Origin of the sequence: Pseudomonas sp. GL-R-26 (assembly GCF_019947365.1) — a bacterium.
Lineage (GTDB): Bacteria > Pseudomonadota > Gammaproteobacteria > Pseudomonadales > Pseudomonadaceae > Aquipseudomonas.
On sequence record NZ_JAGYGI010000004.1, the window covers coordinates 38,131 to 51,802 of the forward strand.

The 13,672-nt window shown below is 60.2% G+C and carries 13 protein-coding genes; 4 read left to right on the top strand and 9 right to left on the bottom strand.

From position 1 onward, the window contains the following. Nucleotides 1-38: 38 nt before the first annotated feature. Both KGA96_RS06175 and rlmF read left to right on the top strand, forming a co-directional pair. Nucleotides 39-2,885: a valine--tRNA ligase gene (locus KGA96_RS06175; protein WP_046041986.1), complete on the top strand. Its 2,847-nt coding sequence runs from the start codon at nucleotides 39-41 to the stop codon at nucleotides 2,883-2,885. A 157-nt stretch (nucleotides 2,886-3,042) separates the two neighbouring features. Further along, nucleotides 3,043-4,071, top strand: coding sequence for a 23S rRNA (adenine(1618)-N(6))-methyltransferase RlmF (gene rlmF, locus KGA96_RS06180; protein WP_046041985.1), 1,029 nt, complete (start codon nucleotides 3,043-3,045; stop codon nucleotides 4,069-4,071). Between the two features lie 72 nt (nucleotides 4,072-4,143). On the opposite strand, the gene KGA96_RS06185 is transcribed toward rlmF, so the two are convergent. After that, nucleotides 4,144-4,425 (bottom strand): HU family DNA-binding protein, encoded by a 282-nt coding sequence (locus KGA96_RS06185; protein WP_007905514.1) that lies wholly within the window; start codon nucleotides 4,423-4,425, stop codon nucleotides 4,144-4,146. A gap of 396 nt (nucleotides 4,426-4,821) precedes the next feature. Here KGA96_RS06185 and yejK point away from each other — a divergent pair, with 396 nt between their 5' ends. After that, nucleotides 4,822-5,826 (top strand): nucleoid-associated protein YejK, encoded by a 1,005-nt coding sequence (gene yejK, locus KGA96_RS06190; protein WP_008018580.1) that lies wholly within the window; start codon nucleotides 4,822-4,824, stop codon nucleotides 5,824-5,826. After that, nucleotides 5,826-6,176 (top strand): glutaredoxin family protein, encoded by a 351-nt coding sequence (locus KGA96_RS06195; RefSeq protein WP_046041984.1) that lies wholly within the window; start codon nucleotides 5,826-5,828, stop codon nucleotides 6,174-6,176. The genes yejK and KGA96_RS06195 overlap by 1 nt, the downstream gene beginning before the upstream one ends. Nucleotides 6,177-6,351: 175 nt before the next feature. Here the strand turns inward: KGA96_RS06195 and KGA96_RS06200 are convergent, their stop codons facing one another. The 8 genes from KGA96_RS06200 to KGA96_RS06235 all read right to left on the bottom strand — a co-directional run bounded on the left by KGA96_RS06200 (nucleotide 6,352) and on the right by KGA96_RS06235 (nucleotide 13,627). Continuing rightward, nucleotides 6,352-7,287 carry a glutathione S-transferase family protein gene (locus KGA96_RS06200; RefSeq protein ID WP_046041983.1) on the bottom strand — a complete coding sequence of 312 codons (936 nt, stop codon included), beginning with the start codon at nucleotides 7,285-7,287 and terminating at the stop codon, nucleotides 6,352-6,354. A gap of 88 nt (nucleotides 7,288-7,375) precedes the next feature. Beyond that, nucleotides 7,376-7,687, bottom strand: coding sequence for a GIY-YIG nuclease family protein (locus KGA96_RS06205; protein WP_223465431.1), 312 nt, complete (start codon nucleotides 7,685-7,687; stop codon nucleotides 7,376-7,378). Between the two features lie 40 nt (nucleotides 7,688-7,727). Then, nucleotides 7,728-8,198, bottom strand: a complete 471-nt coding sequence (locus tag KGA96_RS06210) for a nuclear transport factor 2 family protein (protein WP_056726172.1) — start codon at nucleotides 8,196-8,198, stop codon at nucleotides 7,728-7,730. Nucleotides 8,199-8,309: 111 nt separating this feature from the next. Then, nucleotides 8,310-9,614 (bottom strand): CynX/NimT family MFS transporter, encoded by a 1,305-nt coding sequence (locus KGA96_RS06215; RefSeq protein WP_223512033.1) that lies wholly within the window; start codon nucleotides 9,612-9,614, stop codon nucleotides 8,310-8,312. Beyond that, nucleotides 9,604-10,263, bottom strand: coding sequence for a FadR/GntR family transcriptional regulator (locus KGA96_RS06220; protein WP_046041979.1), 660 nt, complete (start codon nucleotides 10,261-10,263; stop codon nucleotides 9,604-9,606). Before KGA96_RS06220 ends, KGA96_RS06215 begins: the two co-directional genes overlap by 11 nt. 279 nt (nucleotides 10,264-10,542) lie before the next feature. Continuing rightward, nucleotides 10,543-11,307: an amino acid ABC transporter ATP-binding protein gene (locus KGA96_RS06225; RefSeq protein ID WP_046041978.1), complete on the bottom strand. Its 765-nt coding sequence runs from the start codon at nucleotides 11,305-11,307 to the stop codon at nucleotides 10,543-10,545. Nucleotides 11,308-11,337: 30 nt separating this feature from the next. After that, complete coding sequence (locus KGA96_RS06230) at nucleotides 11,338-12,435, bottom strand: amino acid ABC transporter permease (RefSeq protein ID WP_046041977.1); 1,098 nt, start codon at nucleotides 12,433-12,435, stop codon at nucleotides 11,338-11,340. A gap of 10 nt (nucleotides 12,436-12,445) precedes the next feature. Continuing rightward, the gene (locus tag KGA96_RS06235) at nucleotides 12,446-13,627 is read right to left on the bottom strand and encodes an amino acid ABC transporter permease (protein WP_046041976.1); all 1,182 of its coding nucleotides are present in this window, start codon (nucleotides 13,625-13,627) and stop codon (nucleotides 12,446-12,448) included. Nucleotides 13,628-13,672 lie beyond the last annotated feature (45 nt).

A 13,672-nucleotide genomic window follows, 5' to 3' on the forward strand; every position in this document is an offset into this window, starting at 1 on the left:
GCTTTTCCTGAATAAATGCCAATAGGGTCCCGCCGCGCATGGATAAGACCTACCAGCCGCACGCCATTGAAACTTCCTGGTACAACACCTGGGAGTCAGAGAATTACTTCGCCCCGCAAGGCGCGGGCGAGTCCTACACCATCATGATCCCGCCGCCGAACGTCACCGGCAGCCTGCACATGGGTCACGGCTTCAACAACGCGATCATGGACGCCCTGATCCGTTTCCGCCGCATGCAGGGTCGCAACACCCTGTGGCAGCCGGGTACCGACCACGCTGGTATCGCCACGCAGATGCTGGTAGAGCGTCAGCTCGAAGCCAAGGGCCAGAGCCGCCATGACCTGGGCCGCGAGAAATTCCTCGAGAAAGTCTGGGAGTGGAAGGATGAGTCCGGTGGCAACATCAGCCGTCAGATCCGTCGCCTCGGTTCATCCGTAGATTGGAGCCGCGAGCGCTTCACCATGGACGACGGCCTCTCGGAAGCCGTAAAGGAAGCGTTCGTCCGTTTGCACGAAGACGGCCTGATCTATCGCGGCAAGCGCCTGGTCAACTGGGACACCAAGCTGCACACGGCGATTTCCGACCTCGAAGTGGAGAACCACGACGAGAAAGGTTTCCTGTGGAACCTGAAATACCCGCTGGCCGACGGCGCCAAGACTGCTGAAGGCAACGATTTCCTGATCGTCGCGACCACTCGCCCGGAAACCATGCTCGGCGACTCCGCCGTGGCCGTTAACCCGAACGATGAACGCTACAAAGCCCTGATCGGCAAATTTGTCGAGCTGCCACTGGTTGGCCGCCGCATCCCGATCATCGCCGACGATTACTGCGACCCAGAATTCGGCACCGGTTGCGTGAAAATCACCCCGGCCCACGACTTCAACGACTATGAAGTCGGCAAGCGTCACAACCTGCCGCTGCTGAACATCTTCGACAAGAACGCTGCCGTTCTTCCAGCGTGCCAGGTGTTCAACCTCGACGGCACACTGAACGAAACCATCGACGGCAAGATCCCGGCCGAATACGCCGGTCTCGACCGCTTCGAAGCGCGCAAGCAGATCGTAGCCGCGTTCGACGCTGCCGGCCTGCTGGTCAGCGTTGACGATCACGCCCTGAAAGTGCCGAAAGGCGACCGCTCCGGCACCGTCATCGAGCCTTGGCTGACCGACCAGTGGTACGTGTCCACCAAGCCTTTGGCCGAACCTGCGATTGCCGCCGTTGAAGACGGCCGTATCCAGTTCGTGCCGAAACAGTACGAAAACATGTACTTCTCGTGGATGCGCGACATCCAGGACTGGTGCATCAGCCGTCAGCTGTGGTGGGGCCACCGGATTCCGGCCTGGTACGACGAGTCGGGCAAGGTCTACGTCGGTCGCGACGAAGCCGAAGTGCGGGCCAAGCACAACCTCGGCCCGGACGTTGCGCTGCAACAGGACAACGACGTTCTCGACACCTGGTTCAGCTCGGGCCTATGGACCTTCTCCACCCTCGGCTGGCCGGAAAAAACCGAGTTCCTGAAGAAATTCCACTCCACCGACGTCCTGGTGACTGGCTTCGACATCATTTTCTTCTGGGTTGCCCGGATGATCATGCTCACCATGCATTTGGTGAAAAACGAAGACGGCACGCCGCAGGTTCCGTTCAAGACCGTGTACGTGCACGGCCTGGTGCGTGACGGCCAGGGCCAGAAGATGTCCAAGTCCAAGGGCAACGTCCTGGACCCGCTGGACATCATCGACGGCATCGAACTCGAAGCCCTGGTGCAGAAACGCACCTCCGGCATGATGCAGCCGAAACTGGCGAAGAAGATCGAGAAGCAGACCCGCGACGAGTTCGCCGAAGGCATCGCCAGCTACGGCACTGACGCCCTGCGCTTCACCTTCTGCTCGCTGGCGTCCACCGGTCGCGACATCAAGTTCGACATGGGCCGCGTCGAAGGCTATCGCAACTTCTGCAACAAGATCTGGAACGCGGCGCGCTACGTGCTGGACAAGGGCGAAGACTGCGGCCAGAACGGCGAAGCCTATGAACTGTCCCTGGCCGATCGCTGGATCATTTCGCAGCTGCAACGCACCGAAGCCGAAGTGACCCGCCAACTCGACCAGTTCCGTTTCGACCTGGCCGCACAAGCCTTGTACGAGTTCATCTGGAACCAGTATTGCGACTGGTACCTGGAACTGTCCAAGCCTGTGCTGTGGGACGAAAACGCACCGGTCGAACGCCAGCGCGGCACCCGTCGCACCCTGGTGCGCGTGCTGGAAGTCGCCCTGCGCCTGGCGCATCCGTTCATGCCGTTCATCACCGAAGAAATCTGGCAGCGCATCGCGCCGCTGGCCGGCATCGATGGCAAGACGATCATGCTGCAACCTTGGCCAGTGGCCAACGAAACACGCATCGATCAGGCCGCCGAAGATGACATCGAATGGCTCAAGGGCCTGATGCTCGGCACTCGCAACATCCGTGGCGAAATGAACATCGGCCCGGGCAAACCGCTGCCGCTGTTCCTGAAGAACGCCAGCGCCGAGGATCAGCGTCGCCTGACCGAGAACGAAGCCCTGCTGAAGAAGCTGGCGCGCCTCGAATCGATCACCGTGCTGGTTGCTGGCGAAGAAGCACCGCTGTCCGCTACCGCACTGGTCGGCGAGATGGAAGTACTGGTACCAATGGCCGGCCTGATCGACAAAGGTGCGGAACTGGCGCGTCTGGACAAGGAAATCCAGCGTCTGCAAGGTGAAGTGCAACGTGTCGGCGGCAAGCTGTCCAACGCCGGCTTCGTTGACAAGGCCCCAGCCGAAGTCATCGAGAAAGAACGCGCCAAACTGGCCGAGGCCGAACAGGCCCTGGGCAAGCTGGCCGAGCAGCATGCGCGGATTGCCAGCCTGTAACGGTAAATCGCAATAAATGAGGGAGGCCCATGCGGCCTCCCTTTTTTATGCCTGTCACTTTCCTGCATCCAATGCAGATCCCACATTTGATCAGTGTTGCCCCACAGATGTGGGACAATGCCCGCCACTTTTAGCCATACCCGAATCGACCACCGCCATGACCGCCCCCCGCTCCCCCAAGCCTGCGCGCAAAAAGCCTGCCCCCAAGACCCCGGCCACGGCCGTCGCCCCGAAGGAAAAGGCCAGCCTGCACCCGCGCAATCGCCATCAGGGTCGCTACGACTTTCCGACGCTGATCAAAAGCGCGCCGGAACTGAAGAAGTTCGTGATCATCAATCCTTACGGCAAGGAAAGCATCGACTTCGCCAGCCCGGAAGCCGTGCGGGTGTTCAACCGGGCGCTGCTCAAGTCGTTCTATGGCATCGCTCACTGGGACATCCCGGCCGACTACCTGTGCCCGCCGGTGCCAGGCCGCGCCGATTACGTGCACTTCCTCGCCGACCTGCTGGCCAGTGGCAATGACGGCGTGATCCCCCGTGGCGCCGCCGTGAAGGTGCTGGACATCGGCATGGGCGCCAACTGCGTGTATCCGCTGATCGGTTACAGCGACTATCGCTGGCAGTTCCTCGGCTCCGATATCGATGCGACCGCCATCGCCGCGGCGAAGGCCATCGTTCAATCCAATGGCCTGAACAAAGCGATCCAGGTACGCCAGCAGAGCAATCCCAAGCAGATCCTCACAGGCCTGCTGGAGAGCGCAGAGCGCTTTGACCTGACCATGTGCAACCCGCCATTCCACGCCTCGCTGGACGAGGCCACGCGGGGCAGCACGCGCAAATGGCGCGCCCTGGGCAAAGCCGATCCGAAACGCAAGCTGCCGGTGTTGAACTTTGGCGGCCAGTCGGCCGAGTTGTGGTGTGAAGGCGGTGAAGTACGCTTCGTGACCCAACTGGTCAGCGAAAGCGTGCAGGTCGCTCAGCAAGTGCTGTGGTTCAGTACATTGGTGTCAAAGGCGTCCAACCTGCCGGCGATCCAGACCGCCCTGAAAAAGGCCGGTGCCCTGGAAAGCCAGGTAGTGGAAATGTCCCAAGGGCAGAAGCAGAGCCGCTTCGTCGCCTGGACCTTCCAGACCAAAGCGCAGCAAGAGGCCTGGCGCCAGGCACGATGGAGCAACGCTTCAGCGTAGTGAGCGCTTTATCGCGCCCACAAAAAAACCGTGCCCGGATCGCTCCGGTGCACGGTTTTTTCTTAACAAGTCTTACTTGTTAACAGCGTCGGTCAGGCCTTTGGCCACAACCAGCTTGATCACTTTCTTGGCAGCGATTTCGATGGCGGCGCCAGTCGAAGGGTTGCGGCCAGTACGGGCAGGACGCTCAGTCACTTTCAGTTTGCCGATACCTGGCAGAGTGATTTCGCCGCCGTTTTCCAGCTGATCGGCAACGATTTGGCCCAGTTGGTCCAGAGCGTTACGCGCGGTGGTTTTCGGCGCGTCGATAGCTTCAGCGATGTCGGCGATCAGTTGGTCTTTAGTAAGAGCCATTTAGTGTTCCTTCCCTATCAAATTCATATGGATTGCAGAGTGCAATGTCAGCCATCGAGCCCGATCTTTTGGATCTGGCACCCTCGGCCAAATAACCTCGGGATCGGGGTTATAGATACCGAAATCAGGGTTTGGTTCGACCTGACAAATGCTGACTGCACGCTTAACGCAGTGACTTCGCGCAAGACCGGGCAAAGCTAGCACACAGGCGTGGAAATATCCGCCTCTAGCTACCCATTTGGTCAGCTTTATTGCGCTAAAACAGGAAAAAACTGCATAAGCGCCGTCGGTCGCCCTTCAATTGCCCTTCGCACCGCGCCAAAACCAGTGGTTGCGGTACACTGGGCGCTTTTTCGGGGGAGCACGCCCTCCTCTCCTCATTCAGCCGAGAAGCCCATGCCGATCCGTCATTGCATCGTCCACCTGATCGACAAAAAACCCGACGGCACACCCGCAGTTCTCCACGCCCGTGACTCTGAACTGGCTGAGTCCGCGGCCATCGAGAACATGCTCGCCGACCTCAACGAAAGCTATAACGCCAAACAGGGTAAAGCCTGGGGCCTGTTCCATCCGGAATCCGGCGCGTTCCCGTTCAGCGGCTGGCTGAAGGAGTACCTCGAGGGCGGCCAGGATTTCACTGCGTTCAGCCGCGTGGCGGTCGAGCATCTGCAAAAGCTGATGGAAGAATCGAACCTGTCGGTCGGCGGCCACGTGCTGTTCGCACACTATCAGCAAGGCATGACCGACTACCTGGCTATCGCCCTGCTGCACCACAGCGAAGGCGTGGCCGTGACCGACGAACTGGACGTGACCCCGTCCCGCCACCTCGACCTTGGCCAGTTGCACCTCGCAGCGCGGATCAACGTTTCCGAGTGGCAGAACAACAAACAATCCAAGCAGTACATTTCGTTCATCAAAGGCAAGAACGGCAAAAAGGTTTCTGAGTATTTCCGCGACTTCATTGGCTGCCAGGAAGGCGTCGACGGTCCGGGTGAAACCCGCACCCTGCTCAAGGCCTTCAGCGATTTCGTTGAAAGCGAAGACCTGCCGGAAGACGACGCTCGCGAGAAGACCAAGACCCTGGTGGATTACGCCAGCAGCCAGGCCAAGCTCGGTGAGCCAATGGGCCTGGAGGAGTTGTCGGGGCTGATCGACGAAGAACGCCCGAAGGCCTTCTACGACCACATCCGCAACAAGGATTACGGCCTCTCGCCGGAAATCCCGGCCGATAAACGCACCTTGAACCAGTTCCGCCGATTCACCGGCCGCGCCGAAGGCCTGTCGATCAGTTTCGAAGCGCACCTGCTGGGCTCGAAGATCGAGTACGACGAAGAAGCCGGCACGTTGATCATCAAGGGCCTGCCCACTTCGCTCACCGATCAGCTGAAGCGTCGCAACTGATGCTCGGCGGCGTACTGAAGAAATTCCTGCTGATCCTGCTGGTGGTCGTGGCCTATCAGAACTGGGGCAAGATCGAGCGGGTGTTCAACCCATCGCAAGTGGTGCCGGAGCAGACCCAGGCCAAGGCCAATGTCGTGCTCTACGCCACCGAATGGTGTGGTTACTGCAAGCTGACCCGGCGCTTCCTCGATCAGAAAGGCATTGCGTACAAGGAATTCGATATCGAGAAGGATGCCGTCGCGCGCGGGGACTATCAGGCGCTGGGCGGTGGCGGCATTCCGATCATCGATGTGAACGGGACACTGATTCGCGGGTATGACCCGGATGCGATTCTGGCGGCGTTGAAGTAACCCATCAGATTCACCCAACCCTGTGGCGAGGGGGCTTGCTCCCGTTCGGCTGCGCAGCAGTCGCAATCCTACAAATGCGATTTGGCCCATTGAAATACTGGGGCCGCTTCGCTGCCCAACGGGGGCAAGCCCCCTCGCCACAGGTTCGAGTCAAAACCCATATCTGTTACGACGGTTACTGCACTTCAATCCGGAAACCAAACCGCGGGAAGTGCACGTGCACCACACCGCCACGCTCGTCCTCTCGTCGCACAATCAGCTCTTCGCGGCCGGCAAACAACAACTCCCCGGCCACCGGATCCACACCGTAGTCCGTGGCTGCGATCACTACCCGCGGCCCTGCCTTGAATCCATTGGGATCGACGAATTGCTCATCCGGCAATGCCGCTGGCGTGGACGTGCGCGCAACCTCCAGTGCCTCCTCGGACGTCATCTCGCTGGACGCACCATGACCGAAGCCCAACACCCGCGCATGCCATGCATTGACTGCCGGATAAGCTTCGACCAGCGGAGCCGTCACCGGCGTGGCCTTGAGGAACCAGAGGCAATGGGCCAGAGCGAAGTCGGCAATCGATGGCTCGCCAAACAGGTAGTCACCCTCCTCGCGCTGCAGCTGTTGCTCCAGTCGCGACATGATCGTTGGCCACTGATGCTTCGCCTGTTCGGTAGACAATTTTGTCGCGCTGCCACCACTGAACAAACCGGCACGGTCGGCCAGAAACGCCTTGATCGCTTCCGGCGATAAATTGCCAAAGCGCACCGCTATCGATTCCGGCTGGAACACCAGGCTGACCGCATGCTGGAACACCACCGAATCAGCCCAGGCGGCAAACGACGCAGTGATCATTTCCTGACCTTCCGGGAAGAACGCCGGCAAGGCCTTTTCCTGATCGAGTCGCCGGGCAATCAATGCCGTGTCGCAATAGATATCGGCACCGACCTGCAACACCGGGGTCTTGCGGTAGCCACCGGTCAACGCCGTGAGATCCGGTTTGGGCATCACTGGCGAGATCTTCACCGAACGCCAGGACAAGCCCTTGAAGCCCAGCAGCAAGCGGGCCTTCTCGGCAAAGGGGGACGTCGGGTAATGATGCAGAATCAACTCGGACATGCTCGGCTCCGCCGCAAGAATCAGGAGTCCGCAGCTTAGCGCGCAATCACCTGGCAGCCTACAGATCTGCCTGATGGGAACCGATCAGTCAAATTGATAAGCCAGGGGCTGCGCTCGCCACCAGGCATTCCTTGGCGCTCTTCTTGAGTTTCTTGATCAGCCGTTCCTGACGCAACGCATCGCTTTTGTCACGGCAGCGTTCGGTGTAGACCAGGGCCATGGCGGGGCTGGAAAGAAAGAATCGCGCGCCCTTGCCGCTTTGATGCTTGGCGAAGCGACGCACGGGATCATCGCTGATCCCACAATAGAGCGAACCGTTGGCCGCTCGAACGAGGTAGACGAACCAGGTTTTGCTCGCGGGGGTATCGGCGTCGACGGGGCTTTCGCTGAGGGTGGTCACGTAACGATCAGGGCTTGAAAGGAAACAAGCCGCGATCTTATCAGCGACTGGCCTGGAATGCCTTCAGCCCCTTCAGGGCCTGTGAGCGAACGGCGTTGCGCACAAGTGGCGTCCAACCCAGCAGCAGGCCTTTGAAACCCAACGCCTGACGCGACCATGTCCACAGGTCGAAACTGTCGTGATGTTCGCAGATCTTGCCATCGCGAAAGACAAAGCGTGCCTGGATGTCATTGACCACAGTATTGCCGGTCTGGCTGAACAGATAGGTCGCGACCCAATGGGCGCTACCGGTACGATCATCGGCACGGACATGATCGAAGGTCAGGGAGAAATCCTTGGCGCGAGTGGTGAGCATGCACCACATATCGCCAGCATCACGACCACGAAGCTCGCCGAACGCCGGGTCACTGAACACCACGTCATCGGTGTAGCAGGCAGCCATCGCTTCGCCATCGAGACGCTGGAAGGCCTGGTAGAAGCGGGTGATCAAAGCGCTGTGGACTTCACTCATGGGCAGACTCCCTGTTGTGCAATGGGTATCGAAAGATTGCCTGCACGATAGTCTGCAAATGGGTCGAACACTATCGGCATTCGCAAGACGAATACCGACAGAGTGTGGGGATCAGACCTTTTCGCTTTCGACCTGCACGTACAACGCACGTCCGGCCCCCAGACCGGCAAGGATCGCACCAAGGCCGATGACACCGAAGATCCAGCCCACGGCCGTCCAGCCGCCGGTCCAGTCATGCACGATGCCGACCGCGAACGGCCCCATGGACGCCAGGGTGTAACCGAAGCCCTGGGCCATGCTCGACAGGTTCGCCGCGACATGGGAGTCCCGCGAGCGCAGCACGATCAGGGTCAATGCCAGGCTGAACGTGGCGCCCTGCCCCAACCCCAGCACGATCGCCCAGCCCCACAGACCTTCAATCGGGGCGTAAAGGCAGCCGAACAGACCGCCGAGGGTCAGGGCCATCACGATCACAATCGCCAGGCGCTGATCTTTGCCGCGCGTCGCCAGCCATGGTGCGGCGAGGGAGCTGACCAGTTGCACGATCACCGAACCCGACAGCACCAGTCCGGCCTGGGTCGGGGTCAGGCCGCGCCCGATCAGGATCGACGGCAACCAGCCGAACACGATGTAGGCCAGGGACGATTGCAAGCCCATGTACAGGGTCACCTGCCAGGCCAGCGGATCGCGCAGCAATCCCCGAACGCGGTAGGCCACGTTGTGCGCGCCGTGTTTCTGGCCGACTTGCGGCAACCAGAACAGCGCAGCCGCCAATGCCGGAATGACCCAGAAACCTAGGCCCATCGCCCAGTTCTTGTCGAAGTGTTCACTCAACGGCACGGTCGCACCCGCCGCCATCGCCGCACCCAGACACAGGGCCATGGTGTAGACGCCGGTCATGGTCCCGGCCTGTTTCGGGAAATCGCGCTTGACGATGCCCGGCAGCAACACGCCGATAACGCCGATGCTGGCACCGGCCAGCACACTGCCGGCAAACAGGCCGATCTCACCGAACGAGCTGCGCAGGATGATCCCGCCCGCCAGGGTCAGGAGAATGCCCAGCACCACCCGCTCCGCACCAAATCGCCGCGCCAGCACGGGTGCCAACGGTGCAAACAGGCCAAGGCAAAGCACCGGCAACGTGGTCAGCAATCCCGCCGCGGACGCCGACAAGCCAAGGGACTTCGAGACCTCGCTGAGCATCGGCGCCATGCTCGACAGCGCCGGGCGCAGGTTCAGCGCCACCAGAATCAGGCCCAGCAGCAACAGCCAGGGGCGGCGCAGAATCGGGCGGGTTTGCTGGACCTGTTCGTCATCGGCCTCGGCATCGATCAGCAGCTCTTCCAGTTCGGTCGAACGTTTGGAGGCTGTGGATAACTCACTGCGGTGCATGGACTTCTCGGCTTCAAGGTTCATTGATCAACTGCCTCGACAGGGCTTTGGCCCGTTCCGGGTCGCGTTGCTCGACGGCATCGAGCAGCTCGATGTGCAGGTCGAACACTTCCTGACGGCGCGGGACGATGCTCAGGGTCTGGCGCAATTGCGCGCCGACGATGCTGGAGAAATAGCGATACAACTCGCTGAGGGTCGGGTTATGCGCGGCGTCCACCAGACGGCGGTGGAACACCAGGTCGCAGGCGATGTAGGTGTCGAGATCGCCGTGATAGTGGCTGCCGCTGACGCCCAGGGCCTCGCGCAATGCCACCAGGTCTTCGTCGGTACGGCGCATTGCCGCCAGGCCAATGGCCTCGACTTCGAGGATGTGCCGGGTTTCCCTGGCCTGTTCAAGTGAACAACGGGACAGCGCCTTCAAGGTATCGAGCGGATCGACCACCGCCCGCAGGTAGCTGCCGTCGCCCTGACGGATCTCGATCAACCCGGAAAACGCCAACACCCGCATGGCTTCACGCACGGTGTTGCGGCTGATGCCCAGCTCGGCGGACAACTCAGGCTCGGTGGGCAAACGCTGGCCCACGACCCAAGTGCCCTGGTTGATGCGCAGGCGCAACTGATCCAGAGCCTGATCGACCAGGGATCGTTTCACCAATGGAGAAATTTCTGACATGGAATTCGCCCTTTCATCCAATCATAGGATGAATTTTCTGACATGTTAGTCAGCATTTTCCCGCCGGGCAACCACAAAGATGCAATGAAGCAGGCAATTGTGGCGAGGGAGTTTGCTCCAGCTTGAGTGCGCAGCACTCACAATCGTCCATGATTTTGAAGACTTTAGGGCCGCTATGCAGCCCAACGGGAGCAAGCTCCCTCGCCACAGAAAAGCTTGAATTTCAGGCAAAAATAAACCCGGAACTCGGTCCGGGTTTATTTCAGTGCCTGGGTTCGATCAATGCAGGATCTGGCTCAGGAACAGCTTGGTGCGTTCGTTCTGCGGATGGTCGAAGAAGTCGTTCGGCGCAGCCTGTTCGACGATTTCGCCCTTGTCCATGAAGATCACGCGGTTGGCCACTGTGCGGGCGAAGCCCATTTCGTGGGTTACGCAGAGCATGGTCATGCCGTCTTCAGCCAGGCCGATCATGGTGTCCAGTACCTCTTTCACCATCTCCGGGTCGAGTGCCGAGGTTGGCTCGTCGAACAGCATGATTTTCGGCTTCATGCACAGCGCGCGGGCGATCGCCACACGCTGTTGCTGACCGCCGGACAGTTGCCCCGGGAATTTATGCGCCTGCTCCGGAATGCGTACGCGTTCCAGGTAGTGCATGGCAATTTCCTCGGCCTTGCGCTTGGGCATCTTGCGCACCCACATCGGCGCCAGCGTGCAGTTCTGCAAAATGGTCAGGTGCGGGAACAGGTTGAAGTGCTGGAACACCATGCCGACTTCACGGCGGATCGCCTCGATCTGCTTGAGGTCGTTGGTCAGTTCCACGCCATCGACCACGATGCGGCCCTGCTGGTGTTCTTCCAGGCGGTTGAGGCAGCGGATAGTGGTGGACTTGCCGGAACCCGACGGCCCGCACAGGACGATACGCTCGCCTTGCTTGACGTTGAGGTTGATATCTTTCAACACGTGGAACTGGCCGTACCACTTGTTCACGCCCTGCATCTGAATAATGCCTTCAGGGCTCACAGGCTGTTTGATTGCTTCGCTCATAAGAGAACTTCCTAAATTAGGTACGGCGCTTCAGCGCTTGTGGCCAGTGTCGAGCTTGCGTTCCAGATGCATGGAATAGCGCGACATACCAAAACAGAAAATCCAGAACACCAGGGCGGCGAACACATAGCCTTCGGTGGCCATGCCCAGCCATTTCGGATCGGCGGCGGCTTGCTTGACGCTGTTGAGCAGGTCGAACAGGCCGATGATGATCACCAGGCTAGTGTCCTTGAACAGTGCGATGAAGGTGTTGACGATGCCGGGGATCACAAGCTTCAGGGCTTGCGGCAGAATCACCAGACCCATGCTGCGCCAGTAGCCCAGGCCCATCGCCGCAGCCGCTTCGTACTGACCCTTGGGAATCGCTTGCAGACCGCCGCGCACCACCTCGGCCACGTACGCCGACTGGAACAGGATCACGCCGATCAGGGCCCGCAGCAGTTTGTCGAAGTTCATGCCTTCGGGCAGGAACAACGGCAGCATCACCGAGGACATGAACAGCACCGTGATCAACGGCACGCCGCGCCAGAACTCGATGAAGGTCACGCAGACCACGCGAATCGCCGGCATGTTCGAACGACGGCCCAGGGCCAGGACGATCCCCAGTGGCAGCGCGCCGGCGATGCCGACAGTGGCGATCACCAGGGTCAGCATCAAGCCGCCCCATTGGCTGGTCGCCACGTTGGTCAGGCCGAAGATGCCGCCGTGCAACAGGAAGTAGGCAAAGATCGGGTACAGCACCAGGAAGCTCAGCCCGTACACCGCTTTATGGTGAAAGCGCGAGATGAACAACGGCGCCACGCCGACGATCGCCAGCCACACCGTCAGGTCCACGCGCCAGCGCAGTTCCGGCGGGTAGTAGCCATACATGAACTGACCGAAGCGCTGCTGGATGAACACCCAGCAGGCGCCCTCCTTCGTGCAGTCGGCGCGGGTGGTGCCCACCCAGTTGGCGTCGAGGATCGCCCAGTGCAGGATCGGCGGCACCACCAGGTAGATCAGGTAGAACGCAAACAGGGTCAGCAGGGTGTTGAGCCAGCTGGAGAACATGTTCGCGCGCATCCACGCCACCACGCCGATGCTGCGGCCCGGTGGAGGCATGTCAGGTTTGAAAGTATGAGTACTCATGCGCTTTTCCTTACCGCTCGATCAGCGCAATGCGCTTGTTGTACCAGTTCATCAGCAGGGAAATGCTGATACTGATCGCCAGGTACACGCTCATGGTGATGGCAATCACCTCGATCGCCTGGCCGGTCTGGTTCAGCACCGTACCGGCAAACAGCGAGACCATTTCCGGATAACCAATACCGGCCGCCAGCGAGGAGTTCTTCGCCAGGTTCAGGTATTGGCTGGTCAGCGGTGGAATGATCACGCGCAGGGCTTGCGGAATGATCACCTTGCGCAGAGTCGGACCGTTGCGCAGGCCGAGGGAATGCGCCGCCTCGGTCTGGCCATGGCTGACCGACTTGATGCCCGAGCGCACGATTTCGGCGATGAATGCCGCGGTGTACACGGTGAGGGCCAGGGTCAGCGCCAGCAGTTCCGGGATCAGCACCCAGCCACCGACGAAGTTGAAGCCTTGCAGCTTCGGCATTTCCCAGTGCAGCGGTGCGCCGAAGATCAGTGCGCCCAGTGTCGGGATCACCACGAACAACGCCAGCCCGACCCAGAACTTGTGGAACGGCACACCGGTGGCTTCGAAACGCTTGGTGGCCCAGCGACTCATCAGCACGATGGCGACGATGGCGACTACGACGCTGACCACAAACGGCCAGAAACCATCCGCCATCAGAGCGGCGGGCATGTTCAGGCCACGGCTGCTGACAAAGAAGGTGTCGCCGAAGTTATGGCTGTTGCGCGGCCCCGGCATGGTCAGGAACACCGCGAAGTACCAGAACAGGATCTGCAGCAGTGGCGGAATGTTGCGGAAGACTTCCACGTACACCGTCGCCAGCTTGGCGATGATCCAGTTCTTCGACAGCCGCGCCACACCGACGATGAAACCCAGGATCGTCGCCAGGATCACGCCGATGAAAGTCACCAGCAAGGTGTTGAGCAGGCCGATGACAAACACCCGGGCGTAAGTGTCCGATTCGGTGTAGTCGATCAGGTGTTGAGCGATGCCGAAACCGGCACTGCGCTCCAGAAAACTGAAGCCCGAGGTAATGCCCCGGTGCTGAAGGTTGGTCTGCGTGTTATCGAACAGATACCAGCCCATCGAGACCACCGCGACAATGGTGATGATCTGGAATAGCCAAGCACGCACACGTGGATCGCTGAGGCTGAGCCTCTGCTTTGGTGCGCCGATTGAATTTTGCATGAAGTGCCCCGGAAATAATGGAACAGAACATCACCCGGTGGTTGG